We start from the raw sequence: 23,329 nt of genomic DNA on the forward strand, positions 1-23,329 counted from the left end.
TCGGGCGCAAACTGGCAGGCATATGTTGGGCGAGAGGCCCGCTGGCATGGATTTGTGATGCAGAATACAGGCGAAAACCAGTCTCATTGGGTGTTTGGATACGGATCGCTGATCTGGAATCCCGGCTTTGCGCATCAGAGCGCGCAATTGGGACTGCTCCGCGGCGCGCATCGCTCGCTGTCGATCATCTCCCACCATCATCGCGGCACGGTGGAACGCCCGGGGCTGGTGTTCGGGCTGAGCCGTGGCGGCTCGTGCCGGGGCATGGTGTTCGAGGTGACGCCGAAGGATTGGCCGGAGGTGCGGGCCTATCTCGAGGAGCGCGAACAGGTGACCTCGGTCTATCGCGACGTGATGCGTCCGGTGCAGCTCGATGACGGCCGGCGCGTGTCGGCGCTGGCGTTCCTCGTCGATGAGCGGCACGAGCAATATGCCGGTGGGCTGACGCTGGAGCAGCAGGCCGAAATGGTGCTGGCGGGGGTGGGGATTTCAGGGCGCAATGTCGACTATGTGCTCAACACGGTCGACCATTTGCGGCAATTGGGCATCCGCGACCGAATGCTCGACCAGTTGGTGAGCCGTCTCGAGGACCGGGCCGCTTCGGGTCAGGCAGCCTGAGCCGAAGAGCTCGGTGCCGCCGCGGCGGTCGTGGTAGGCGCGGGCGCGCCACCTTCGAGATCAACAATGGTCGAAAGCCGATCGGCTTCTTCGGTGGGAGCCATGAGGCGGATGATGCTCTCGGTCGCGCTGAGGGCCTGGCGGAAACGCGTCCGGCTCAGCGGATCTGCAACCAGTTCAGCCGTTGAGCCGACCCAGAGCACCGATTTGGCGCCAGCGATGATGTAGAGATGATTCTCGCGCAGCGTGAAGCCGTCGACGCATTCCAGCACGATGCCGTACAGGCGGCCAGAAACGCCCTGCCAGCTTGTGGCGCGGTCGGCGAGAATGGCGTCGCTATCGGGCATCGAAATGTTCCCCTTCGCAGGTAGCGGAACAAAAGTGGAACATAAAGGCGAATCAGTCAATACATACTGGGTACCGCACCTATATGTATGGTGTCTGATAAAATTTTAGTCAATATGTAGTGTTCTTGCGGTCCTTGAGCGCCTGAATGCGCTCTGCCAAGGCTGGATCAACGGGGCGATCGAGGCCTTGTTCCACAGCTTCGAGCATTAAATCGTCAGTGTTGGCCTCGATGGCCTCGCGCAATTGGGCAAGAAATACGTCGGGAGCAAGGCCGGGCTGGATCGGCGGGAGAAAGCGCGCCTTGGCGCTGCCGGGCCAGATCACCGCTGAATTGCGTCCCCAGAAGAGGCCAGAGTTGAGCGCCACGGGAACGACCGGGACGTTCAGCTCGCGATAGAGCCGGACGATGCCCTGGCGATAGTCGGCCGGGGCGAGCGGGGCCTTGCGGGTGCCCTCGGGAAAAATGACGATGCGGCAACCGCGATCAATTGCGTCGTGCGCCTGGGCCATCATCAGGGGAATGGCCTCGGCGCCCTTCTTGCGGTCGACGGCGATGCAGTCGAGCGAGCGGGCCGCCCAGCCGAAGAACGGGATGTTCATCAGCTCCTGCTTGACGATATAGGCGGGGCGCACCGTGTGCGGAAAGATCGCGAACACATCCCAGTCAGACTGGTGCTTTGAGGCGATGATGCAGCCGCCCTCGGGAATATTCTCGGTACCGACCACCTCAGTGCCGAGCCCGGCGATGCCGCGCAGGAAGACGAGGTTGGATGCGCACCAGTATCGCGCCAGTGCCCAGCTGAACCGGGTGCGGCCGGCAATCAGACCGATAATGCCGATAGTGATGGCGATGATTGCCGTCTGGCCGATGAAGAGAAAGTAGAAGACGGCAGTTCGTATCGCCTGGATGGCGGTCTTGATGGTCATAGATCCTCCGGGCCCTCCAGGGCGCCGCTCTTCATAGCGCCCAGTTTTCGGCTTGGCGAGAGGAGAGGGCGCTCAGGATGCTTCGCTGAGATAACGACGGACAGTGACGCGAGAGGTCACGGCGGTAAGTATGGCGATCACGGGCACGACGAGCGCGACGAACAGCATGCCATCGCCGCCGAGCACGAAATCGCCAAAGAGCACGCCCATCTGAGTGGTCGCCTCATGGGGCAGGACGCTGCCGGCGGCGGCACCGATGGCGGCAAAGAACAACGCCGCGAGGACCGCTCCCAAAAGCCCGCCCTGCAGGCCAATGGAGAGAAACCGGCCCTGGAATTCGCCGGCAATGAATTTGTTGGATGCCCCGATGAAGTGGAGCACGTCGACGATTTCCCGGTTGGAGGCCATGGCCCCGCGGGTGGCAAAGACGATGGCGAGAACGGTGGCGACGCCGATCAGCCCGAGCACCAAGAGGCCTGAAACGACGACGGTGCCGGCCATGGTGTTGAGCTGTTGCCGCCAGGCGGCGTGGGTATCAAGGCTTGCCCCCTTGATGGCGCCGAGATTGCGCTCGAGCGAGGCGATGTCGGCATCGACCGGATCGGCGAGCTGAACCACGACAAGGCGGGGGATGGCGATAACTGACAGATCAAGACCGGCGCCGAGCCAAGGTTGCAGCAGGGCCTGACTTTCCTCGACGGTGAGGGCGCGCGCGCCTGAGACGCCGGGAGTAGCCTGGGCCAGGGAGACCGCGGTGCGCAGGCTGCTGTCCATCACCTCGCCCTCGACGGGCCGGATCTGGATCGTCAGTTCGCGACCGACGTCGGCGGACCAGGCGATGGCCGATTTCTGCACCAGCACCACGCCGCCCAGCGTCACCGCCGAGAGGAAGCTCATGATGGTGATGAGAAGGAGCAGGGTGCGCCCGGCGACGCTTTTCTCAGGCACGATGGGCGCGCTGCCGCCGCGACGCGGCAATGGCAGCCAGTGGGGCAGGCGGAGAAGATCGGGCAGGCGCGACAGCAGGGTTTTAGTCATGGATGGTCAACTCCCCCTTGTTGAGCACCATGCGCGGATAGGAGAAGCGATCGAGCAGGGGCAGTTCGTGGGTCGCCAGGATGATGGTCATGCCCAGGGTGCGGTTGAGCTCGGCAAAGAGATGGACCAGCCGGCTCGAAAGATCGGGGTCGACATTGCCCGTGGGCTCGTCGGCGAGAAGGATTTTGGGGCGGGCGATGACGGCACGGGCGATCGCCGCGCGCTGCTTTTCACCGCCGGAGAGGACGGTGGGCAGGGCGTGCATGCGCTCGCCGAGACCGACCCATTCGAGCAGCTCGGTGACGTTTGGCCGATATTCGCTCTCGGGTTGTCCGAGCACGCGCAAGGGCAGGGCCACGTTTTCGAATGTCGTCAGATGGTCGAGCAGGCGGAATTCCTGGAAGACGATGCCGATGTGACGGCGCATCTGCAAAAGCTGGTCGTGGGTGAGCTGGCCGACATCCTCGCCGAACATGGTGACCTTGCCGCGGCTGGGTTTTAGCGACAGCAGCAGCAGGCGCAGCAGGCTGGTCTTGCCCGAGCCGGACGGGCCGGTCAGGAAATGGAACGAGCCAGGCTCGATGGAAAAGGACAGGTCCCTCAGGATTTCCGGGCCATTGCCGTAACGCAGGCCCACGTCGGAAAATTCGATCAAGAAGGTGTGCTCCCCAGCTCGTCCGGTGGTGTTGGCGCCATGCGCGAATCAGGTGGCGCTCATCATAGCAGCGCCGAGCCGCCATCGTGGCATTGGCCCGCCGCTTTGGACGGGGGAAAGCGGCACAATTGTGATGGTGGGTGCGGTTTGAGGAGTATTAACCGGCGCGGGGATAGGGTTGGGACCAATTCAAGGGACCCGTTTCACCGCTCCGATGATTATCACCTGCCCAAATTGCCAGACCAAATATCAGGTGACCTACGAAGCCATCGGCTCGGCGGGCCGCAAGGTGCAGTGCGCCAGCTGCCAGCAATCCTGGCAGCAGAGACCGCCTGCCCCGATTTCCAGCCTCGACACCGAATCAGACTTGCTGTTCGACGAGATCGCCGAAGACGCACTCGATGAAGTGCTGCAGGCAGAGCAGCGCGCCGCGGCCGAACGCGAAGCCGAGGAACGCCGGGCGCGTCGCGCGGCCGAGAAGCCCCCCGAGCGGGAAAAGACAAAGAAGACCACCGACGCGGCCGAGTTGCGCAAGCGCCAGCAGGCATTTTCGCGGCGGCAGACGGCGATGTTCTCGAGCCTGCCGATGGCGCGCATGCGCCGGACGGCACGGATCACGGCCGTGATGATGCTGGCGGGGATCGTGGGGCTCGGCTATTTTGCACGAGTGCCGATCGTCGAGCGGTATCCATCCCTTGCGGGCGTCTATTCGGCTGTTGGGCTGGGGGTGAATGTGGTGGGGCTGGACCTTGCCGAGCTGCAATCCACCCGCTCAGTGACCGAGGGCAAGGATGCGCTCGCCGTTTCCGCCCAGATCGTCGGGCTGATGGATGAGCCGGTGACAGTGCCGCCCGTGCTGGTCAGTCTGCTGGATGCGCAGGATCGCACCGTCTACGAATGGATCGTGTCGCCGCGCGTGCGTGACCTGATGGTCGGGGAGCGGGCGACGTTCGATACAAGGCTGTCGCTGCCGCCCAGCGAAGCCGTGCGGGTGCGGCTGAGCTTTACCAATGACCGTATGGCGCCGAGTGCGGGGGACAGGGAGCCCACGCAGGCGCACCCGTTGGGGCGCTGAACCCTGCCCTAGAGCGGGGCGCATTTGATCGATTTTTCTGCAGGCGCTTGCCTGCGCGCTGTTTTTTCAGGAGACCCCATGGCCCGCATTCTTGTTGCCGAAGACGATCCCTCGGTCCGCGCCTTCGTGGTCACTGCGCTGACCATGAAGGGTCATGAGGTCGTGGCCGAAGAAGACGGTGGCCTTGCCGCCGAAACCGCCGATGCGGAAAACGGGCGCTTCGATCTGTTGCTGTCGGACATCAAGATGCCGGTGATGGACGGTATTGCCCTGGCGCTGCATGTCGGAGCGGCGTTTCCCGATATCACCATCGTGCTGATGACGGGCTTTGCCGACCAGCGCGAGCGGGCCCATGGGCTCGATGCGCTGATCTATGACGTCATAACAAAGCCGTTCACCCTGGCCGATCTCCTGGCCAAGGTGGACGATGCGCTTGAGGGGCGGCCGGTGGAAGTGGTCCCGCTCGCCCGCAAGGGGATCGAAGGCTAGGCCGTCATTGCCGTGTCTTTGTCGCGGCCGATGCGGCCGAGATGGGTGAAGGAAAAGCCCTCCGGCGATTTCAGCCCATAGCCGAGCATGCGGTCAAAGCCGACATGAGCCATAAGCAGCGCGCCGATGCCCGCCAGGCCAGGCAGGCCCGCGACGAGGCCGATCGCCAGGATCAGGGCGCCCGTGCCGTAGAGGTGGAGCAGATTGTAGATCTGCGCACCGATCCTTGCGCCCAGGAGATAGCCTAGAAATCCGAGGTCGGGGCCAAAGAAGACGAGCAGCATGGCCCACCAGGCGAGGCCCGGCTCGAGATGGTCAAAGACGAGGGTCAGGGCCGAAAGAAAGACCAGCCCGCCCTCAATGCGCTGCCAGATGATTGCGTGAGACATGGTGTGTCGCTCCCTGTTTGCTGAGCAACAAAATGGGCGATACACTGGCGCATGGCGAATGGCAGAATATCGAGGTCAGATATTCAAAAATGAATGGCGTAGCAGATTGGAGCCTGTGGCGGACATTTGCGGCGGTGGTCGAGCATGGGTCGCTGTCCGGTGCCGGGCGGGCGCTGGGGATCAGTCAGCCGACAATCGGGCGACATGTGGAAATGCTGGAAGCCCAGCTTGGTCTGTCGCTCTTCGAACGCACATTGAGCGGGCTCAAGCCGAATACGGATGCGCTCAGGCTTTATGAGCCGGTCAAACAGGCGCAGGCTTCGCTGGCCCAGGCCGCAATTCTGGCGCAGGGGGCGCAGAGCCAGGCGGGCGGCACGGTGCGGATCACGGCCAGCACCATCATTTCAAACTATGTGCTCCCCGCCATTCTGGCGCGGGTGCGGGAGCGTCATCCGGCCATAGCGCTCGAGATTGTCCCCTCCGATTCGGCCGAGAATCTCCTGATGCGCGAGGCCGATATTGCGCTGCGCATGTTCCGTCCGACGCAGCTCGAGCTTGTGACGCGGCATCTGGGCGATATCGCCATCGTGCCGGTAGCGCATGAACGCTATCTCGCCCGCCGCGGCCGGCCGACTACGCTCGACGAATTGCTCTCCCATGAACTCATCGGGCTTGATCGCTCGGACGCCATTATCGACCATGTGCGAAAACTGGGGCATGCCATTAGCCGCGACAATTTCCCGCTGCGCTCGGATGACCAGACCCATCTCTGGGAACTGGTGAAGGCCGGGCTTGGTATCGGTTTTGGCCAGCAAAACCTGGCAAATGCCACGCCGGGGCTCGTCGCCCTGCCGATCGATATCAAGGTGCCGGCCCTGCCGCTGTGGCTGACCACGCACAGGGAGTTGTTCACCTCGCACCGGATTCGTGTCATCTATGATGCTGTCGCGGAGGGATTGGGCGACTATATCAGGGACAGTTCATCCTCCTCGGGGAGCCGATAGGCGCTATGCAAACATTTCTCAACATCGCCATTGCCCTTGCCCTTATCTTCGTGGTCGTCGTGCTCGGCATGGGACTATGGAACATGGTCAAGGGTGGGCCAGGCAATACCAGCCAGAAGCTGATGCGCCTGCGTGTCATGGGCCAGGGCGTTGCCCTCGTGCTGCTGATGGCGGCCCTCTTCTTTTTTGGCAGCAATGGCGGCGGCAGCTAAGCCGCCTACCAGGAACACGGACGCCAAGGCACTGGTGCAGCATGGTCAAAATCAACAAGATCTATACGCGGACCGGGGATGACGGCACGACCGGGCTTGTGCGTGGACCGCGACGCACCAAGCACGATCTGCGCATCGAGGCCTATGGCACGGTGGAAGAAGCCAATGCCTTCATCGGCCATGCCCGGCTGACGAGCACCACCATGCCCAAGGTCGACAACGTGCTGTCGCGGGTGCAGAACGATCTCTTCGATGTTGGTTCAGATCTGGCGACGCCCGGGGCAGATGATGCCGACGCCGAATACCCATCGCTGCGGGTGCGGGCGGTGCAGACCGACTGGCTTGAAAAGCAGATCGACCATTTCAACTCCGACCTCAGGCCACTGACGAGCTTCATCTTGCCCGGTGGCACGCCGCTGTCGGGGGCGCTGCATATTGCCCGCACGGTCACGCGGCGGGCCGAGCGGCTGGTGTCTGCACTGGTCGAGATTGAGCCGGAGACAAGCCCGGAAGCGCTGCGCTATCTCAACCGACTGTCGGATCTTCTGTTCGTGCTGGGACGCGTCGCCAATTCCAATGGCGAAAAGGACGTCTTGTGGGTGCCGGGCAATTATGGTGACGTCAGGAAAGGCTGAACAGTCGTCGGCCGCCCGCTTCAGGAAGGGCCGCTATGTTTTTGCTGCTGCATGACTTCAACCCGCACCGCCATGTCGATTTTCCCTATGTCACTTACGGGCTGATCGCCGTTACGGTGCTGGTCTATCTCGTCCAGGCCATGCTGCCGCCATCGGCCTTCGATCAGGCAACGATCAATTTCGGCATGATCCCGATCGTGGTGCGCGATCTCTATCCGCAGCCGGTCGCCTGGCTGCCCGACTGGGCGAACCTCGTCACCTATGCGTTTCTCCATGCGGACTGGCTGCATCTTCTTACAAACATGCTGTTCCTCTGGGTATTCGGGGACAATATCGAGGATGCGCTCGGCCATTTTCGTTTCCTGATCTTCTACTTCGCCTGCGCCATCTTGGCCGCGCTCGCCCATCTCCTCTTCAATCTTGATGGCAATGGGCCGCTGATCGGGGCCTCCGGCGCCGTGGCCGGGGTGATGGGGGCCTACATCCTCCTGTTTCCCCACGTCAGGGTGTTCGTGCTGGCAAAGATCGTCTGGATGATCCCGCTGCCGGTGCCGGCCTTCTTGATGCTCGGTTTCTGGGTGGCCAGCCAGCTGTTCTACGCCCTGTTCGCATCCGGCGAGCCTGTGGCGTGGTGGGCGCATGTAGGCGGCTTTGTCGCCGGGGTTGCGCTGGCGCCGCTGTTGCGACGGCGCGGTGTCAAACTTTTCGGTGGGCGATAGACAATTGTTGCGGGGTGTCCCGGCGCAATAGTCTGTCCTCGGGAGGCGTCGCGGAGGGCTTTATTTACCCTCATCGGCTAGGGTCGCGGCAGTTCGTCAGTATTGCGTTTGGGACCAAAGCCTATGGAAGCCGATCTCGCTTCGACCCTTATTGCTGCGCGCTCCAGCGCCACGCAGCATTCCGTGCAATTGGCCGTGGTCAAGAAAGCCCATGACATGCAGACGCAGCTGCTCGACATGCTGCTGCAGCCGCCCCAGGCAGTCCTGCCGCCCGGACAGGGCGGGAATGTGGACAAGACGGCCTGATTTTTTGGGTTTTGGGAGCGGTGGGCTGAGGGCGCAGCATTCGCGCATAGCGCTCATGGCCTTGTGTCCTGAAATGGCTCCACCGGAGCGATTTTGCGGGTGGCCGGAGCCTAAGCCCCCCTCACCCTAACTCTCTCCCCAAGGGGCGAGGGGACTAGATTGTGTTCGGGGAGAAATCTCTGCAAACCCACCGGCCCAATTCCCTCGCCCCTTGGGGAGAGAGTTAGGGTGAGGGGGCGTTCTAGCCGCGCAAGCCCAAAAGAGCGTCGATGACGGCGCGGCCGTCCTTGCTGTGCCATTCGGCCGGGCCCTGGAGGACGGCGAGTTCGCAACCTTCCGGATCGAGCAGGAGTGTTGCCGGCAGCCCGACAGCGACGGCTTCGCGCTTGAGGCGATCAAAGGCGGCGAAGGTGTTGTCGGCATAGAGGGGCAGGTTCTTGAACTGGCCCTCGTCCAGAAACTGCTGAGCCTTTTCGAGCCCGCTGTCGCCGATGTCGAGATTGATCGGCACCACCATGAATTTATCGGAATTATAGTCGGTGGCGATTTCGTCCAGGGCCGGCATTTCCTCGCGGCAGGGGACGCACCAGCTGGCCCAGAAGTTGACCAGCAGGGACTTGCCGGAGAAATCGGCCATGGTCATGGCCTTGCCGGTTTCGTCCTTGAAAGCCATGTCGGCATAGCCGCGGCCCTGTCCGGTGCCGTTGAGCGCGGCCAGTTCACCGACTGCGGCCGCACCGACAATCTGTGCCGCTGCGACATTGATGGGGCAGGAGTTGGCCGAGGCGGCATTGCCGAGATAAAACCACGCCGCTATAGCTACGCCCATTCCGGCCAGACCCAACCCCAGCACGTACGGCATATTGTTCCGACCGGCTGGTGGGGTGGTGGTTGGCTTCGACATGGACTTCTCCGAAAGGTATCCGATGAGCAACAAGATGTGGGGCGGACGCTTCGCCACCGGCCCCGACGCCATCATGGAAGAGATCAACGCTTCGATCGGATTCGATCAGCGCCTCTACCGCCAGGATATTGCCGGATCAAAGGCCCATGCGACAATGCTCGAAGCAACGGGCATTTTGACGCGAGAGGATCGCGACGCCATTCTGGCCGGTCTAGACGAGGTGCTCGCCGAAATCGAGAACGGCACGTTCACATTCTCGCGGGCTCTGGAAGACATCCACATGAACGTGGAAAGCCGGCTGCGCGAAAAGATCGGCGATGCCGCGGGGCGCCTGCATACGGCGCGTTCGCGCAATGACCAGGTTGCCACCGATTTCCGCCTCTATGTGCGCGATACCATTGATCATCTCGTCGTGCAGATCGAGACGCTGCAGCTTGGTCTGGTCAAACGCGCCGAGGAAGAAGCCGAGACTATCCTTCCTGGTTTTACCCACCTCCAGAACGCCCAGCCGGTGACCTTTGGCCATCATCTCCTGGCCTATGTGGAAATGCTCGGCCGCGACGCGGGCCGTCTGGTCGACGCGCGAAAGCGCCTCAACGAGAACCCGCTGGGCTCGGCTGCGCTCGCCGGCACGCCCTATCCGATCAATCGTGACATGACCGCTGCGGCGCTGGGCTTTGATCGCCCGACCGCCAATTCGCTCGATGCCGTCTCCGATCGCGATTTTATTCTTGAGACGCTGGCCGCTGCTGCGATCTGCGCCATGCACCTCTCGCGTTTTGCCGAGGAAATGGTGATCTGGTCGAGCGCCCAGTTCAGCTTCATCAAGCTCTCGGACAAGTTCACTACCGGCTCGTCCATCATGCCGCAGAAGCGCAATCCGGACGCTGCCGAGCTGGTGCGTGCCAAGATCGGCCGCATCATGGGCTCGCTCAATTCCCTGCTTGTGGTGATGAAGGGCCTTCCGCTGGCATATTCCAAGGACATGCAGGAAGACAAGGAAGTGGCCTTCGACGCGCTCGATGCGCTCTCCTTGTCACTGGCGGCGATGACCGGCATGGTCGCCGACATGCAGCCCAACCGCGAAAAGATGCATGCATCAGCTTCGGCCGGGTTCTCGACGGCCACCGACGTGGCCGACTGGCTGGTGAAGGAGCTCAACATTCCGTTCCGCGACGCGCACCACATCACCGGGCAGGTCGTGGCGCTGGCGGAATCCAAGAATTGCGGCCTTGAGGGTCTGACCATCGAGGATTTCAAGTCCATCGACGAGCGTATCGACAGCCGCATCCACAAGGTGCTCACTGTCGAAGCTTCGGTTGCGGCGCGAAAGTCCTATGGCGGCACTGCCCCGGCCAATGTTGTCGTGCAGGCGGCGCGCTGGAAGAGCCTTCTTACCGGCGAGACCCACGAGCCGCTCGCCCTCAAGGGCCGGAAGCATGACAGCCATGGCGATGGCGGGGTTGAATAAGAAAGACGAATAGACCACGCTTGGCCTTCTTCCCGCGCTGGGAAGAAGGAGTGTGTTTATGACGAGACAGCTGCGGCAGATGCGCCTTACGGCGCGGCATGTCGCCTATCTCCAGCCTGACGAAGTGCTGGAAGGCCTGCCCGCGCCGCCGGAAGGCATGCGGGCGGCAGCGCCAGAAGATCATGTGGCCACCATCGCGAGTCTTTTCGGCGAAGAAGCCCATGACGAGACCTGGGTGTTTGCCTATGGGTCGCTGATCTGGAAGCCGGCCTGCGAACATGTCGAAATCCGCACCGGCACCCTGCACGGCTGGCATCGCGCCTTTTGTCTTGGCTGGAACCGACAGCACCGGGGCAGCGAGACCACTCCTGGGCTGATGCTGGCGCTTGATCGTGGCGGCTCCTGCAAGGGCGCGCTCTACCGGCTGCCGCCAGACCGGCGGGACGAAAACCTCATCAAACTGTTTGAGCGTGAAATGGGCTGGCTGCCCTCGGCCTTTCCGCCACGCATGGTCAATGTGCGCTCGGGCGAGCGGACGATCCGGGCGCTGACCTTCTGCATCGATCGCAATTCGGGCCGCTATGTTTCCGGACTGACGGAGGAGGCGATTGCCGACGTGCTGGCGCGGGCGGTGGGGACGCGTGGCTCAATGGCCGAATATCTCCACGCCACGGTCGAGCATCTCGAACAGTTGGGCATTCATGATGCCCATTTGTGGCGGTTGCAGAAGCTGGTGGCCGAGCGGATCGAGGCGGCCTATGAGGCCGGACGATAAGGCCGCTTTTGTTTTCCGTGAACTTCCCTTACGGAAACGATGAGTTCATTTCACATTCTGGCGTCACCTGCTGGTAGCGCCTCGACCGGAATATCAGGGGCAAGATGGTCCATCATTTCACCCATCGCGACGGCGTACTTTTTGCCGAGGACGTCAATGTCAACGAACTGGCCGAAAAGGTCGGAACGCCGTTCTACGTCTATTCGGCAGCAACACTGCGCCGCCATGTCCGCGTGGTGCGCGAGGCCTTTGCCGGCATCGACATGGTGATGGCCTATGCGATGAAGGCCAATTCCAACCAGGCGGTGCTCAAGCTGATGGCCGCTGAAGGCTGTGGTGCCGACGTGGTTTCGGGCGGTGAATTGCAGCGGGCGCTGGCCGCCGGCATTCCGGCCGAAAAGATCGTGTTCTCGGGTGTCGCCAAGACCGTCGCGGAAATGCGCCAGGGCCTCGAGGCTGGCATCAAGTGTTTTAACGTCGAGAGCGAGCCCGAACTGGAACGCCTTTCGATGGTGGCTTCGGATCTGGGGCTGACCGCCAAGGTGTCGGTCCGCGTCAATCCCGACGTCGATGCGCGCACCCATGCGAAAATCTCGACGGGCAAGAGCGAGAACAAGTTCGGCATTTCCTACAAGCGCGCCCGCGAGGTCTATAAGCGCATCGCCGAGCTGCCCAATATCGTGGCGGTGGGCGTCGACATGCATATCGGCAGCCAGATCACCGATCTCGAGCCGTTCGGCAATGCCTTTGGGCTGATGGCGGAGCTCGTGACGGCGCTGCGCGACGATGGGCATGATATCCATCACGTCGATATCGGCGGCGGCCTCGGCATTCCCTACAATGTCGATGAGGCAGCACCGCCCCATCCGAACGCTTATGCGGCGGTGGTGCGCGATAAGGTGGGGCAGCTCGGGTGCTCGCTGGTGATCGAGCCGGGCCGCCTGCTCGTTGGCAATGCCGGCATCCTCGTCACCAAGGTCGAATATGTGAAGGAAGGCGAAGCAAATTTCATCATCGTCGACGCGGCGATGAATGATCTTCTCCGCCCGACACTCTACGAAGCCCACCACGATATCCAGCCGGTCAATCCTTCCAATCTGCCGCCGATTACCGGCGACATCGTCGGACCTGTCTGTGAAACCGGCGACTATCTCGCCAAGGGCCGCACCATCGCTGGTGTCAAGGAAGGCGACCTTCTCGCGGTGATGAGCGCCGGCGCTTATGGGGCGGTGATGGCCTCGACCTATAATTCGCGGCCGCTGATCCCCGAAGTGCTGGTGGACGGCGGCCGCTGGCATGCGATCCGCCCGCGCAAGAGCATTGACGAGCTCATCGCGCTCGACAGCGTCCCTGATTGGGTTTGAGTTCAAGGCGCCGCTCAGCGGCGCCTTTTTCTTTCAGTGGAACGCGTCCTAAAACCCCAGCTGCCGCCGAACGTCTTGCGCCGTCACGCCCTGGGCGCGCAGATCGGCGAGGGTTTGGGAGTCTTTTGATTTGCTCAGCTTCTGGCCGCTGTCGTCGAGAAGCAGGCGGTGGAAGTGATAATAGGGCGTGGGCACGCCGAGCAGCATCTGCAGAAGCACATGAATGTCGGTGGCGGCCTCCATGTCGCGGCCGCGGGTGACGTGGGTGACGCCCTGATCCGCGTCATCCACCACGACGCTCAAGTGATAGCTCGTGGGCGTATCCTTGCGCTGCAGCACCACATCGCCCCAGCGCTGCGGGCGGGCATAGCGGATTTGCGGGCGGTCCAGAATGGTCGGCCCGATCACTGAAAAAGACAGCGGGCCGGTCAGCGCCATTGCTGCTTCGACATCGAGACGAAACTGGACGGGGTCACCGCGCTCGAGCCGTTCGATCCGTTCGGCATTGGAGAGGTGCCGACAGGTGCCTGGATAGAGTGGCGCGCCTTCCGGATCTTTTTCACTCGACTGCGCGGCAATATCGGCTCGGCTGCAAAAGCAGGGATAAAGTAGATCCATGGCGCGCAGGCGGTTGGCTGCGTCCATGTAGATGTCGAACCGGTCGGACTGGTGCATCACCGGCTCGGGCCAGCTTAATCCCAACCAATGAAGATCCTCGAAGATCGCGGCGGTAAATTCGGGTTTACATCGGTTGGTGTCGATGTCCTCGATGCGTAAATGCGCTGTACCACCCAGGAGTTCGGCGGCGCGCCAGGTGACAAGCGCAGACAGGGCGTGGCCGAGATGCAAGCGGCCATTGGGACTGGGGGCGAAACGGAGAAGCGGCTTTTTGGACATGATTTCATCCCCTAGCATTGGAGCACCTATTGCGTCACCGCGCATCGACACGGAAGACGGCGTCGCATGGCACCTCGACGCATTGGTCGGCCGGGCGCCGCACCTTATGCCGATGCGCGACAAGGTCGGAATCGTCTCGCCGCGCGTCAATCCCATCGGTTTTGCAGGGCTCGCCAAAGTGGTCTGCGGGCAGCAGCTTTCCGTGCAGAGCGCGGCGGCGATCTGGGGGCGATTCGAAAAGCTACCCGGCGCCACGGACCCAGAGGGCTATCTGGCGCTGAGCGAAGAGGAGGTCCGCGGGATCGGCTTCTCGCGTGGAAAATTCGTCACCGTGCGTGGGGTGGCGGAATCCGTCCTGGCTGGTGAGCTCGACTTCGCCCATGTCGATGCGTTGTCGGCCGAGGATGCAATCGCTGCGCTGACCGCCCTGAAGGGGATTGGGCCGTGGACGGCAGAGGTTTATCTCCTCTTTTGCGCCGGGCATCCGGACGTGTTTCCAGCTGGGGATCTGGCGCTGCTCAAGGCGGCCCATCATGGTCTCGGGCTTGACGCGCGTCCGACGATCAAGGAGATGATCGCGCTGGCGGCCGAATGGGCGCCGCATCGATCTGCGGCGGCGCTGTTGTTCTGGCGCTATTTTGCCGCCCTGCGCGACCGGGAAGGAATATTGCTGTGACCAAGCTCTCAGGCCCCATGCTGGCACCGGCCAATGGTCAGGCACCCGATAGTGCGGTGGTGCTGCTGCATGGCTATGGCAGCGACGGCAATGACCTGATCGGCCTCGCGCCCCATTGGCAGGACGCGCTGCCGGGCGCGATCTTTGTCTCGCCGCATGCACCCGAGCCGGCCGGAATGATCGGAGCAGGGTTTCAGTGGTTTGCTATCGATTTTGGCGGTGATCGGCTGGCCAGCCGCCAGACCGGCGTTCTCAAGGCGCGTCCGATCCTCGAGGAATTCCTCAACGAACTCTGGACCCAGACCGGAATCGCGCCCGAACGGACGGTGCTGGTCGGTTTCAGCCAGGGCGCGATGATGGCGCTTCATGTCGGCATGGCCCTGCCGCAGCGACTGATGGGCGTCGTCGGTTTTTCCGGGGCATTTCTGGCGCCCGAAGGGTTTGCGGCCGGCGCCACCAATGGCACGCCGGTCTGCCTCGTGCATGGCGACATGGACGACGTGGTGGAGCCTGCGCGCAGCGACGAGGCAGCTGCAGAACTGAAGGCTGCCGGTGTTGATGTGGCCTATCACGTCAGCCGTGGTGTCGGGCATGGCATTGCTCCCGATGGCCTTGGTTTTGCGACCCAATTCCTTGTCGATCAAGCCGCGAAATAGTTAACAAAGCCGCTTCACAGCCCTGACACAAAGGGCGTAGTATAAGCGAGCTATGGACCTACACGCTTCCCGTTTCGGGAGACTCTCGTGACCATCCATGTGTCGCCTGAGGCCTGTCCCGCTCTCGTGCTGAACGCCGATTTCCGGCCTCTCAGCTATTATCCACTTTCGTTATGGTCGTGGCAGGACGCGATCAAGGCGGTGTGTCTGGAACGGGTCAATATCGTCTCGCTCTACGACACCGTGGTGCATTCCCCCAGCTTTGAAATGCGCTTGCCGAGCGTGGTGGCGCTCAAGGATTACGTGACCCCGGCAAGGCGTCCGGCCTTCACCCGGTTCAATGTTTTCCTGCGCGATCGCTTTCAGTGCCAGTATTGCGGGTCGCGGGATGATCTGACCTTCGATCACGTCATTCCGCGCTCCAAGGGTGGGCTGACGACGTGGGAGAACGTGGTGGCGGCCTGTGCCCCGTGCAATCTTCGGAAAGCGAACCGGCTGCCGCGGGAGATAAAAATGTTCCCGCACCAGACGCCCTATGCACCGACGGTTCATGACCTGCACAACAATGGCCGGGCCTTTCCGCCCAACCACCTCCACAAAAGCTGGCTCGACTATCTTTATTGGGACATCGAGCTCGAACCCTGACCGCTTGCTGGCGTCGTCGTTAATAACTATTATTGGCTTTGGCCAATGACAGGAGACGCGCCATGGCGATCAGTGCAGATCTGGGCGAAGTGCTCGAAAAGGTCGTGACCGACCTCGTCGAGAACGGGCGCTATAATTCCAAGAGCGAAGTTTTGCGCGAGGGCGTGCGGTTGGTGCAGGAGCGGGAGGCAAGGCTGCGCGAGATGGATGCGATGATCCAGGCTGGGCTCGATGATATTGATGCTGGCAGAACGATCCCGGCGGAAGAGGTTTTTGCCGAGTTGAGACTGCTGGTCGCGGAGCTGGCGCAGAAAAAGGCGTCGTGATGCGTTTGCGCTTCTCGCGTGACGCCCAGAAAGATCTGGTGGAGATTGTCCGCTATATAGCCCGGGACAATCCGCTCCGGGCAACCAGTTTTGCCGATGAACTGGTGCTGGCGTGCCAAGAGCTCGGGGATCATCCGGAGCGGTTTCCAAGTCTTAAGCGATACGCGGCCCGCGGACTGCGCCGCAGGCCCTATGGAAACTACTCGATCATCTATGCCGTTGGGTCGGACGTTGTGTTTATCGTTCGGATCATCTCGTCGGCACGAGATCTTGACGCGCTGGTCGACTAACCCTTCCGGCGCGCCTGGAAGAGCATGGCGAAGGCGAGGAGGGCGACGATGGCGAGCGAGATCAGCGCGTTGTAGCCGGCCAGCGAAAGGCCGAGGAAGCGGAATTGAACGACGTCGCAGCCGATGACCGGGGTCATGTTGTTGAGCTGGTCGAAGCTAAAACTTTCGCCGACACCGGTGCATGCGGTTGGACCAGGCCAGAAGCCCCATTCGACGCCAGCGTGGTAGCTCCCCATATAGATGCCCCAGACGAAGATCGCCGTGACGATGGCCATCAGCGCGAACCAGATTTTCAGGGGCAGGCGGTTCCACAGAACGAGAATGCCGAGAAGGATCGGCAGGCCGATATAATAGGCCCAGCGCTGCTCGAGGCAGAGCTCGCAGGGATAGAGGCCCCCAAAATATTGGGACGCCAGCGCGCCCAGGATGGTGGCCAGTCCGAGCAGAAATGCCAGAGCTGATGTGAGCTTATCAAGTGGGCGGGAAAGAACTGCCATGATCGGCCTCAGTGTGACGCTGCTTCGCCCATAGCCTTGCCAGTGGGCAAAAGCCAGACAGGAACATGCTCGTGATCACGCAAATGCGCGCTCGAGATCACGCAATGCGCGCTCGGTATTACTGAAACTCCCATTCTCGAGATCACTCAAATGGGGTGATGTCCAGCGCCTTGGCCAGAGCCATGGCGTTGTCCGGGGCGTGCAGTTTGTCTTCGTGCACGAAATAGGCGTAGCAATCCCGGCCTGCATCTCGCCAGCCTGACATGGTTTTGGCCAGATCGGCAATGTCCTCGTCTGCGTAGCCATCGGCGTCGGGGCGGGCAGGGCCCTGCAGGCGGCAATAGGCAAAATCGGCGGTCAGGTCGCGGCTTGGATGGTCGGGGGTGTCGGCAATGACGCGGGCGATGTTGTGCTGGCGCAAAAGCGCATCGACGGCGGGATCGTCAAAGCTTGGATGGCGCATTTCGATGGCGTGGCGGATAAGAGTAACGCCATTTGGCTCGAGAAAGGGTGGGGCTTTGACGCCATCGGCTTGATGCGCGAGCCGCAGATAGGCGTCGATGTCCTGCGGCAGGAGGGGGAGAAAGCTCTCGAGTCGCGGCAGGTCGAACGGGAGATTGGGAGGTAATTGCCAGATGAATGGACCGAGGCGGTTGCCGAGGGCAAGCGGGCCCGAGCCAAAAAAATTGGCCAGCGGCTGAGCGCAGTCCTTGAGGCGCTTGATATGGGTGACGAGTTGCGGTCCCTTGATCGAGAACTGGAAGCCGTCAGGGGTCTCGCCCGCCCATTTGACAAAGCTCGCCGGCTTCTGGTTGGCCCGGAACGTGGCGTTGATCTCGATGCTGGTGAGATGCCGGCTGGCATAGTGCAGCTCTTTTTTCTGCACGAGGCCCTCCGGAAAGAAGCTGCCGCGCCAGGGTTCGAAAACCCAACCGGCGGTTCCGGTGCGAATTATGCCTTTGTCAGCCATTGCGCGCTCCCATTTGTGCAAGCTTGGAGAAGGCCGCAACGCTTGGCAAGCTCTCACGGTTGTGATCGAGCGACCCATCGGCTTGGTAATCATTTTTTGCCGTATTTGGGTGCATGGTGAACAAAACCTTGCCAGGGGCAGATTCGATTGCGCAGACCCGATGTCGTTTCCATTGCTGCCCTCGCCCTTGTGTCGGCTGCATCGCAGGCTGCAATGGCCTGTGATGTGCTCGATATGCGGCCCGGTGGAACCGTTGTCGAAGTGACTGATGGCGATACGGTGGTACTCGATAGTGGCCAGCGTGTGCGGTTGATCGGGACCCAGGCGCCCAAACTGCCATTGGGACGCGAAGATTTCGAGATCTGGCCGCTGGCGCCTGAGGCTCAGAAAGTGCTGGCGGACCTCGCCCTCAACAAGCCCGTCCGCCTTGGCTTTGGCGGTGAGGAGATCGACCGGCACGAGCGGGTGCTCGCCCATATGTTCGTAGATGATGGGTCGGAGGAAATCTGGGCGCAATTGCATATGGTCGAGAAGGGCATGGCGCGGGTTTATTCCTTTCCCGACAATCGGAAATGCCTGGATATGCTGATGGCTGCGGAGGCGCGGGCGCGCGCCGCGCGGCTTGGCATTTGGGCTGATCCCTATTACAGCGTTCGGGCGGCGGAAAAAGCAGGTGATCTGCTGACCCGCGCAGGGCATTACGAATTGGTGGAAGGCCGGGTTCTCCTCGCCGACCGCCAAGGCAGCCGCGTCTACCTCAATTTTGGCCGCTTCTGGAAAGAGGATTGTACGGCCGTCATCGAGGCACCGGCGTTGCGGCTGTTTACGGCAGACAAGCTGGATCCATTAGCACTTGAGGGGGCGCTCGTGCGGATCCGTGGATGGGTGGACGACCGGGACGGTCCACGCATCGAAGTGACGCATCCCGAACAGATTGAGGTCTTGGCGACGCAATGACGGCGCTTTCCCTAAACAAGTCTCTGCGCGTCGGTATCCTGGCCGGGTCCCTCCTGGCCCTTTCGGCCTGCTCGTCCCTGACCGGCTCCAATATCAGTGTCAGCCAGACGGGCGATCGGCCTGCGCCGGCTGTCGTGCCCGCCGGCACGGAACCCGATGATGTCGTCATCGGGCGCCGCGAGCATCCGCGTATCATCGCGGCCTATGGCGGCGTCTATTCCGACCGCCAGGCCGAGATCATGGTCGCGCGCATCGTCGGCCGGCTGCTGGCTGCGTCCAACCAGCCCAATGCCCAGTTCCAGGTAACGATCCTTGATACATCCGAGGTCAATGCCTTCGCGCTGCCGGGCGGCTATATCTATGTGACGCGCGGCATCCTTGCCCTCGCCTCGGATACGAGCGAACTGGCGGCGGTTCTGGCCCACGAGATCGCCCACGTGACGCTGCGTCATGCGCGGGCGCGCACCGACAAGACGCGGACCACCCAGATCGTTGATCGGGTGATTACCGGGATTTTCGGTGGGGACGTCTCGACCGATGCTACGGCCAACCGCACGCGCCAGTCGCTGGCAGCATTCGGGCAGAACCAGGAGCTCGAGGCGGACCAGGAAGGCATCAAGTTTGCCGGCAAGGCTGGGTATGATCCTCAGGCCGCAGCGCGCTTCCTCGGCGTGATGAGCCGGTTCGCAGCCTTTTCGGCCGGCACCAGCGCCGGCGAGGACGGTTTCCTCTCATCCCACCCCTCGACGCCGGCCCGCATCAGCAAAGCCATGGATACGGCGCGCTCGATGTTCGGCGCTTCGCAGCTGGGTGAGACCGACAGGGATGGCTATCTGGCCGCTATCTCGGGGCTGACCTTTGGCGACAGTCCGGCCCAGGGCTCGATCGTCGGCCAGCGCTTTATCCACCCGCGCTCGAAATTCTCCTTCACCGTGCCGCAGGGCTATGCGCTGCAATCGGCGCAGAGCGCTGTTGTGGGCGTGGCGGGGGATGGCGAGGCGGTGCGCTTCGACAGTGCCGACGTGCAGCCGAGCATGGCACTGACGGATTATCTCAAATCCGGCTGGATTGCCGGTCTCAAGGCCGACACCGTCAAGTCGCACAACTATAATGGCATCGACATGGCGTCGGGCCTGGCGCAGACCGACCAGTGGTTCTTCCGCGTGGCGGTAATGCGTCTCGATGGGGCGGTCTATCGCTTCATCTTTGCGGCTAAGGCCGACAGTGCGCGCTTTGCCCAGGGGGCCGAATCCACGATCCAGAGTTTCCGCCGCGCCGATGCAAGCGATCTCAACCAGATCCGCAAGCTGACGACGCGCATCATCACCGCCAAAAGTGGTGACACTGCGGACACCCTGGCCCGGCAGATGGCCAATATCCCCGGCGGACGCGACCTCTTCTATATCCTCAATAACCTTTACCCCGGCGATCCCGTCGCCGCGGGGCAGAAGTATAAGGTTGTGGCGCTGAACTAGGGTTTTGCGAGGTGAGAGGGCGCAGTCCCTCTTGCCGTCGGGATTGAAGGCCGGAGACGAAGGGTCTGCCGTCGTCTCCACGTGGCTTGGCTTCGGTGCTCAGTGAAGTGAAGGCTGGATTGCCCGGGCAAGCCAGGCAAAGACGATCGCTTGGGTCAGAGCAGGTCGCAGAGGGCGGCGATGAGCGGCTCATCGGCGGGGGGCATGGGGTAGTCGCGCAGGGCCTGCGGGCGGACCCATTTGAGGGCCTTGTGTTCGCTGGCGGTGGGCATGCCCTGCCAGCGGCGGCAGGCGTAGAGCGGCATCAAGAGGTGCATGTGCTCATAGGAGTGGCTGGCAAACGAAACCGGCGCCAGACAGGCTTCCTTGGTCTCGATCCCCAGCTCTTCGCGCAGTTCGCGGATGAGGGCTGCCTCCGGGGTTTCACCGGGCTCGATCTTGCCACCCGGAAACTCCCACATGCCGGCCATGTGTTTGCCTTCCGGGCGCTGGGCAATCAGCACGCGACGATCAGCGTCCACAAGAGCACAGGCAACGACGAGCAGGATTGGCTTGTCGGTCACGATCTCACTCACTTGGGCGCTCCGGGAATGCGGTAGTGATAGTCATACTTGTGAGTGTAGCCGAGGCCCGAATAGAGGCCGAGGGCGGCGGTATTGCCGGCCTCGACATTGAGCGCGGCGAACTGGGCGCCTTCGCGCTTGGCCCAGGCAAGGCCTGAGTTCATCATCGCCTTGCCCAGTCCCTGGCGACGGCGCGTGGTGTCGGTGACCACATTGCCGGCAACAACGATGCCGTCGGCGAGGGCCATGATTGCGGTGGCGACGGCTTCGCCGTCCCGGGTGAGGACAACACCCGTGGCTGAGGTCTTGATGGCAGCGGTAAGGTTTTTCAGCCCCTCCAGCGTCGCGGCGTCGTATCCCTGCAGCTTCTGCTGGGCGCCGAGAAATTTTGGGTCGCTCAGGGGCAAGAATTCGGCATGGGGATCGGCTTCGTGATCGCCCAGCGCCATGGCGTAGACATGACTTTCACCAATCGTCTGCCAGCCGGATTCGTCAAGCGTGGCATTGAGCTCGTATGGCGCAAGCGGGGTGATGCGGAACACCGGCTTGACCTGGCGGATGATCATCCAGGTGCAGGCCGAGATCACACGCAGATCGGCGTCCTCAAAATCATCCGGGTCGAGGCACTGCACGGAATTGGCGCGCTTGGTGTAGCCGCCGGCAGCGCGACGTACCCAGGAGCCGTCCCACTTCTCTTCGATACCGGGCCAGGCCTGAAGGCTGGCCCGCTCGATGGCTTCAATATCGGGAAGGGAGGTGGACATAGTGTCTTCCGGCTTTCTGAGACATCCCCCCAAACCCAGCCCCTCTCCCGGAGGGACGAGGGGACTGGGGCGGCGGCTATCGATGAATTTTAGCTGCGATAATCGCCGTTGATGGTGATGTAGCCATGGGTGAGGTCGCAGGTGTAGACCGTGGCCTTGCCCTGGCCGAGGCCGAGGCTGACGGTCAGCTCCAGCTCTTCGCCCTTCATATAGGCGCTGGTTGCTGCCTCGTCGTAGCCGGTGGCGCGTTCGCCGTTGCGGGCAACGGTCAGATCGCCGAAACGGATCGAGAGCAGGTCGCGGTCGGCGGGCTCGCCGGCCTTGCCGACAGCCATGACGACGCGGCCCCAATTGGCGTCTTCGCCGGCAATAGCGGTCTTGACCAGCGGGCTATCGGCGATGGCCTTGCCGATGCGGAAGGCGCTTTCGTCCGAGACAGCGCCTTCGACATGGATGGAGACCTGTTTGGTGGCGCCTTCGCCGTCGCGGACGACGTGTATAGCGAGTTCAAGCAGCACGTCGGAGAGGGCCTGACCGAAAATTTCGGCGCGGGGGTCTTCCAGCGTGTCGATCGTATCGACCTGCGCCTTGCCGGTGGCAAAGGCGAGCAGAGTGTCCGAGGTCGAGGTATCGCTGTCGACGGTGATGGAATTGAAGCTCGTCTGGTTGTGCTTGGCCAGCAGCGCCTGCAACACAGGGGCGGCGATCGGCATGTCGGTGACAACGAAGGAAAGCATGGTGGCCATGTCGGGCGCGATCATGCCCGAGCCCTTGGCGATGCCGTTGATCTTGACTTCGACGCCGTCGATCTCGAGCACGGCGCCCGACAATTTCGGGAAGGTGTCGGTCGTCATGATCGCCTTGGCAGGCTCGATCCACGGCTGGTCGGCCATGCGGGTGGCGGTCTCGTCGAGCACGCCGTCGAACTTTGAGGCATCGATCAGCTCGCCGATGACGCCGGTTTGGGCAATGAAGACTTCCGAGGGCGAGCAGCCAAGCGCTTGGGCGGCAACCTTGGTGATGTAGCGAACGCTCTCCCGGCCTTTCATGCCGGTGAAGGCATTGGAGTTGCCCGAGTTGACCACGAGGCCACGGGCCATGCCACCGAGGAGATTTTCGCGGCAGAGATCGACAGCGGCTGATGAGCACTGCGACCGGGTCAGCACGCCGGCAACGGTCGTGCCTTCGTCAAAAGCCATCAGCAGTACGTCGGTGCGGTTCTTGTACTTGATCCCGGCTTCAGCGGTGGCAAAGCGCACGCCCGCAATCGGAGGCAGGTCCGGATAGGATTTGGGGGCGAGGGGCGAAACCGGATGAGCAGCCATGGCACAAGACCTTGTTGGGCAGAATGACCGCTGTGGTGTGCCTCAAAGGTGTGGCGGGCGCAAGACGTCGAGCTTTTGCGCCAACCGAAAGCTTTGGTTCAAGTGCGACCGGTTTTACGGCCGGCAATGAAGCCGGCGAAGCGGGTGGTGATGAAGGGTACGATGAAGAAGACGATGCTCGTCACCATCAAGGGTACGAGGATGAAGCTGCGCTGCCAGAATTCCCAGCCCGGTGTGATGAGGCTGATGAGCGCGGCATAGACGACCACGATCGGATAAATGGCGAGGGTCATCAGGAGGGCCATGCGGGCGCGGGCGGGAAAACTCATCTTGGATATCCAATCGAAACGGTGCGTTTC

At 62.2% G+C, this 23,329-nt stretch carries 31 protein-coding genes; 18 read left to right on the forward strand and 13 right to left on the reverse strand.

Translation table 11 applies throughout. The features are described from left to right. Positions 1 to 57 precede the first annotated feature (57 nt). Positions 58 to 618 (forward strand): gamma-glutamylcyclotransferase, encoded by a 561-nt coding sequence (locus tag NYQ88_RS02450; RefSeq protein ID WP_275653408.1) that lies wholly within the window; start codon positions 58 to 60, stop codon positions 616 to 618. Here the strand turns inward: NYQ88_RS02450 and NYQ88_RS02455 are convergent. The 4 genes from NYQ88_RS02455 to ftsE all read right to left on the reverse strand — a co-directional run bounded on the left by NYQ88_RS02455 (position 606) and on the right by ftsE (position 3,586). Further along, positions 606 to 965: a hypothetical protein gene (locus tag NYQ88_RS02455; protein ID WP_275653409.1), complete on the reverse strand. Its 360-nt coding sequence runs from the start codon at positions 963 to 965 to the stop codon at positions 606 to 608. The genes NYQ88_RS02450 and NYQ88_RS02455 overlap by 13 nt on opposite strands. A 109-nt stretch (positions 966 to 1,074) precedes the next feature. Further along, a complete protein-coding gene (locus NYQ88_RS02460) occupies positions 1,075 to 1,893 on the reverse strand; it encodes a lysophospholipid acyltransferase family protein (RefSeq protein WP_275653410.1) in 819 nt (272 codons plus the stop codon). 72 nt (positions 1,894 to 1,965) lie between these two features. Then, positions 1,966 to 2,931: an ABC transporter permease gene (locus NYQ88_RS02465; RefSeq protein WP_275653411.1), complete on the reverse strand. Its 966-nt coding sequence runs from the start codon at positions 2,929 to 2,931 to the stop codon at positions 1,966 to 1,968. Beyond that, positions 2,924 to 3,586 (reverse strand): cell division ATP-binding protein FtsE, encoded by a 663-nt coding sequence (gene ftsE, locus NYQ88_RS02470; protein ID WP_275653412.1) that lies wholly within the window; start codon positions 3,584 to 3,586, stop codon positions 2,924 to 2,926. The genes NYQ88_RS02465 and ftsE overlap by 8 nt, the downstream gene beginning before the upstream one ends. A gap of 214 nt (positions 3,587 to 3,800) precedes the next feature. Here ftsE and NYQ88_RS02475 point away from each other — a divergent pair, with 214 nt between their 5' ends. Continuing rightward, complete coding sequence (locus NYQ88_RS02475; RefSeq protein ID WP_275653413.1) at positions 3,801 to 4,661, forward strand: DUF3426 domain-containing protein; 861 nt, start codon at positions 3,801 to 3,803, stop codon at positions 4,659 to 4,661. Positions 4,662 to 4,739: 78 nt separating this feature from the next. Further along, positions 4,740 to 5,150: a response regulator gene (locus NYQ88_RS02480; protein ID WP_275653415.1), complete on the forward strand. Its 411-nt coding sequence runs from the start codon at positions 4,740 to 4,742 to the stop codon at positions 5,148 to 5,150. On the opposite strand, the gene NYQ88_RS02485 is transcribed toward NYQ88_RS02480, so the two are convergent. Beyond that, positions 5,147 to 5,539: a DUF4260 domain-containing protein gene (locus tag NYQ88_RS02485; RefSeq protein ID WP_275653416.1), complete on the reverse strand. Its 393-nt coding sequence runs from the start codon at positions 5,537 to 5,539 to the stop codon at positions 5,147 to 5,149. The two genes, NYQ88_RS02480 and NYQ88_RS02485, sit on opposite strands and share 4 nt — an antisense overlap. A gap of 32 nt (positions 5,540 to 5,571) precedes the next feature. Here NYQ88_RS02485 and NYQ88_RS02490 point away from each other — a divergent pair, with 32 nt between their 5' ends. The 5 genes from NYQ88_RS02490 (at position 5,572) to NYQ88_RS02510 (ending at position 8,415) form a co-directional block, all read left to right on the forward strand. Next, positions 5,572 to 6,543, forward strand: coding sequence for a LysR family transcriptional regulator (locus NYQ88_RS02490; protein ID WP_275653417.1), 972 nt, complete (start codon positions 5,572 to 5,574; stop codon positions 6,541 to 6,543). Positions 6,544 to 6,548: 5 nt separating this feature from the next. Beyond that, entirely contained in the window at positions 6,549 to 6,755 is a 207-nt protein-coding gene (locus NYQ88_RS02495; RefSeq protein ID WP_275653418.1) for a twin transmembrane helix small protein, read from the forward strand. A 41-nt stretch (positions 6,756 to 6,796) separates the two neighbouring features. Continuing rightward, entirely contained in the window at positions 6,797 to 7,390 is a 594-nt protein-coding gene (locus NYQ88_RS02500) for a cob(I)yrinic acid a,c-diamide adenosyltransferase (protein WP_275653419.1), read from the forward strand. Between the two features lie 35 nt (positions 7,391 to 7,425). After that, the gene (locus tag NYQ88_RS02505; RefSeq protein ID WP_275653420.1) at positions 7,426 to 8,109 is read left to right on the forward strand and encodes a rhomboid family intramembrane serine protease; all 684 of its coding nucleotides are present in this window, start codon (positions 7,426 to 7,428) and stop codon (positions 8,107 to 8,109) included. Positions 8,110 to 8,232: 123 nt separating this feature from the next. Next, the gene (locus NYQ88_RS02510; protein WP_275653421.1) at positions 8,233 to 8,415 is read left to right on the forward strand and encodes a YjfB family protein; all 183 of its coding nucleotides are present in this window, start codon (positions 8,233 to 8,235) and stop codon (positions 8,413 to 8,415) included. 241 nt (positions 8,416 to 8,656) lie between these two features. Here the strand turns inward: NYQ88_RS02510 and NYQ88_RS02515 are convergent, their stop codons facing one another. Then, positions 8,657 to 9,319, reverse strand: coding sequence for a TlpA disulfide reductase family protein (locus NYQ88_RS02515; protein ID WP_275653422.1), 663 nt, complete (start codon positions 9,317 to 9,319; stop codon positions 8,657 to 8,659). Between the two features lie 22 nt (positions 9,320 to 9,341). On the opposite strand from NYQ88_RS02515, the gene argH reads away from it, so the two are divergent. The 3 genes from argH (at position 9,342) to lysA (ending at position 12,929) form a co-directional block, all read left to right on the forward strand. Then, positions 9,342 to 10,790, forward strand: a complete 1,449-nt coding sequence (gene argH / locus NYQ88_RS02520) for an argininosuccinate lyase (protein WP_275653423.1) — start codon at positions 9,342 to 9,344, stop codon at positions 10,788 to 10,790. A 58-nt stretch (positions 10,791 to 10,848) separates the two neighbouring features. After that, positions 10,849 to 11,565, forward strand: coding sequence for a gamma-glutamylcyclotransferase (locus tag NYQ88_RS02525; RefSeq protein WP_275653424.1), 717 nt, complete (start codon positions 10,849 to 10,851; stop codon positions 11,563 to 11,565). Positions 11,566 to 11,669: 104 nt separating this feature from the next. Next, positions 11,670 to 12,929: a diaminopimelate decarboxylase gene (gene lysA / locus NYQ88_RS02530; protein WP_275653425.1), complete on the forward strand. Its 1,260-nt coding sequence runs from the start codon at positions 11,670 to 11,672 to the stop codon at positions 12,927 to 12,929. A 48-nt stretch (positions 12,930 to 12,977) separates the two neighbouring features. Here lysA and gluQRS read toward each other — a convergent pair whose 3' ends face one another. Next, complete coding sequence (gene gluQRS, locus NYQ88_RS02535; protein WP_275653426.1) at positions 12,978 to 13,826, reverse strand: tRNA glutamyl-Q(34) synthetase GluQRS; 849 nt, start codon at positions 13,824 to 13,826, stop codon at positions 12,978 to 12,980. Between gluQRS and NYQ88_RS02540 the strand changes: the two genes are divergently transcribed. The 5 genes from NYQ88_RS02540 to NYQ88_RS02560 all read left to right on the forward strand — a co-directional run bounded on the left by NYQ88_RS02540 (position 13,825) and on the right by NYQ88_RS02560 (position 16,419). After that, entirely contained in the window at positions 13,825 to 14,502 is a 678-nt protein-coding gene (locus NYQ88_RS02540) for a DNA-3-methyladenine glycosylase 2 family protein (RefSeq protein ID WP_275653427.1), read from the forward strand. The genes gluQRS and NYQ88_RS02540 overlap by 2 nt on opposite strands. Beyond that, entirely contained in the window at positions 14,499 to 15,158 is a 660-nt protein-coding gene (locus tag NYQ88_RS02545) for a prolyl oligopeptidase family serine peptidase (protein WP_275653428.1), read from the forward strand. The genes NYQ88_RS02540 and NYQ88_RS02545 overlap by 4 nt, the downstream gene beginning before the upstream one ends. Positions 15,159 to 15,245: 87 nt before the next feature. Continuing rightward, the gene (locus tag NYQ88_RS02550; protein WP_275653429.1) at positions 15,246 to 15,803 is read left to right on the forward strand and encodes an HNH endonuclease; all 558 of its coding nucleotides are present in this window, start codon (positions 15,246 to 15,248) and stop codon (positions 15,801 to 15,803) included. A 62-nt stretch (positions 15,804 to 15,865) separates the two neighbouring features. Beyond that, a complete protein-coding gene (locus NYQ88_RS02555) occupies positions 15,866 to 16,129 on the forward strand; it encodes a type II toxin-antitoxin system ParD family antitoxin (protein WP_275653430.1) in 264 nt (87 codons plus the stop codon). Beyond that, positions 16,129 to 16,419 (forward strand): type II toxin-antitoxin system RelE/ParE family toxin, encoded by a 291-nt coding sequence (locus NYQ88_RS02560; protein WP_275654988.1) that lies wholly within the window; start codon positions 16,129 to 16,131, stop codon positions 16,417 to 16,419. The genes NYQ88_RS02555 and NYQ88_RS02560 overlap by 1 nt, the downstream gene beginning before the upstream one ends. Here NYQ88_RS02560 and NYQ88_RS02565 read toward each other — a convergent pair. Together NYQ88_RS02565 and NYQ88_RS02570 are read right to left on the reverse strand one after the other, a co-directional pair. Further along, entirely contained in the window at positions 16,416 to 16,916 is a 501-nt protein-coding gene (locus NYQ88_RS02565) for a disulfide bond formation protein B (RefSeq protein ID WP_275653431.1), read from the reverse strand. The two genes, NYQ88_RS02560 and NYQ88_RS02565, sit on opposite strands and share 4 nt — an antisense overlap. Before the next feature lie 142 nt (positions 16,917 to 17,058). Further along, complete coding sequence (locus NYQ88_RS02570) at positions 17,059 to 17,886, reverse strand: DUF72 domain-containing protein (RefSeq protein ID WP_275653432.1); 828 nt, start codon at positions 17,884 to 17,886, stop codon at positions 17,059 to 17,061. A 147-nt stretch (positions 17,887 to 18,033) separates the two neighbouring features. On the opposite strand from NYQ88_RS02570, the gene NYQ88_RS02575 reads away from it, so the two are divergent. Together NYQ88_RS02575 and NYQ88_RS02580 are read left to right on the forward strand one after the other, a co-directional pair. Beyond that, positions 18,034 to 18,843 (forward strand): thermonuclease family protein, encoded by an 810-nt coding sequence (locus NYQ88_RS02575; protein ID WP_275653433.1) that lies wholly within the window; start codon positions 18,034 to 18,036, stop codon positions 18,841 to 18,843. Next, entirely contained in the window at positions 18,840 to 20,318 is a 1,479-nt protein-coding gene (locus NYQ88_RS02580; RefSeq protein WP_275653434.1) for a M48 family metalloprotease, read from the forward strand. The genes NYQ88_RS02575 and NYQ88_RS02580 overlap by 4 nt, the downstream gene beginning before the upstream one ends. A 155-nt stretch (positions 20,319 to 20,473) precedes the next feature. On the opposite strand, the gene mutT is transcribed toward NYQ88_RS02580, so the two are convergent. The 4 genes from mutT to NYQ88_RS02600 all read right to left on the reverse strand — a co-directional run bounded on the left by mutT (position 20,474) and on the right by NYQ88_RS02600 (position 23,299). Continuing rightward, entirely contained in the window at positions 20,474 to 20,881 is a 408-nt protein-coding gene (gene mutT, locus NYQ88_RS02585) for an 8-oxo-dGTP diphosphatase MutT (protein ID WP_275654989.1), read from the reverse strand. Between the two features lie 8 nt (positions 20,882 to 20,889). Continuing rightward, complete coding sequence (locus NYQ88_RS02590) at positions 20,890 to 21,645, reverse strand: GNAT family N-acetyltransferase (RefSeq protein ID WP_275653435.1); 756 nt, start codon at positions 21,643 to 21,645, stop codon at positions 20,890 to 20,892. A gap of 89 nt (positions 21,646 to 21,734) precedes the next feature. Beyond that, a complete protein-coding gene (gene argJ / locus NYQ88_RS02595; protein ID WP_275653436.1) occupies positions 21,735 to 22,970 on the reverse strand; it encodes a bifunctional glutamate N-acetyltransferase/amino-acid acetyltransferase ArgJ in 1,236 nt (411 codons plus the stop codon). A gap of 98 nt (positions 22,971 to 23,068) precedes the next feature. After that, positions 23,069 to 23,299 carry a hypothetical protein gene (locus NYQ88_RS02600; RefSeq protein ID WP_275653437.1) on the reverse strand — a complete coding sequence of 77 codons (231 nt, stop codon included), beginning with the start codon at positions 23,297 to 23,299 and terminating at the stop codon, positions 23,069 to 23,071. Positions 23,300 to 23,329 lie beyond the last annotated feature (30 nt).

It is taken from the genome of Devosia sp. SD17-2 (assembly GCF_029201565.1).
In the GTDB taxonomy this organism is placed as follows: domain Bacteria; phylum Pseudomonadota; class Alphaproteobacteria; order Rhizobiales; family Devosiaceae; genus Devosia.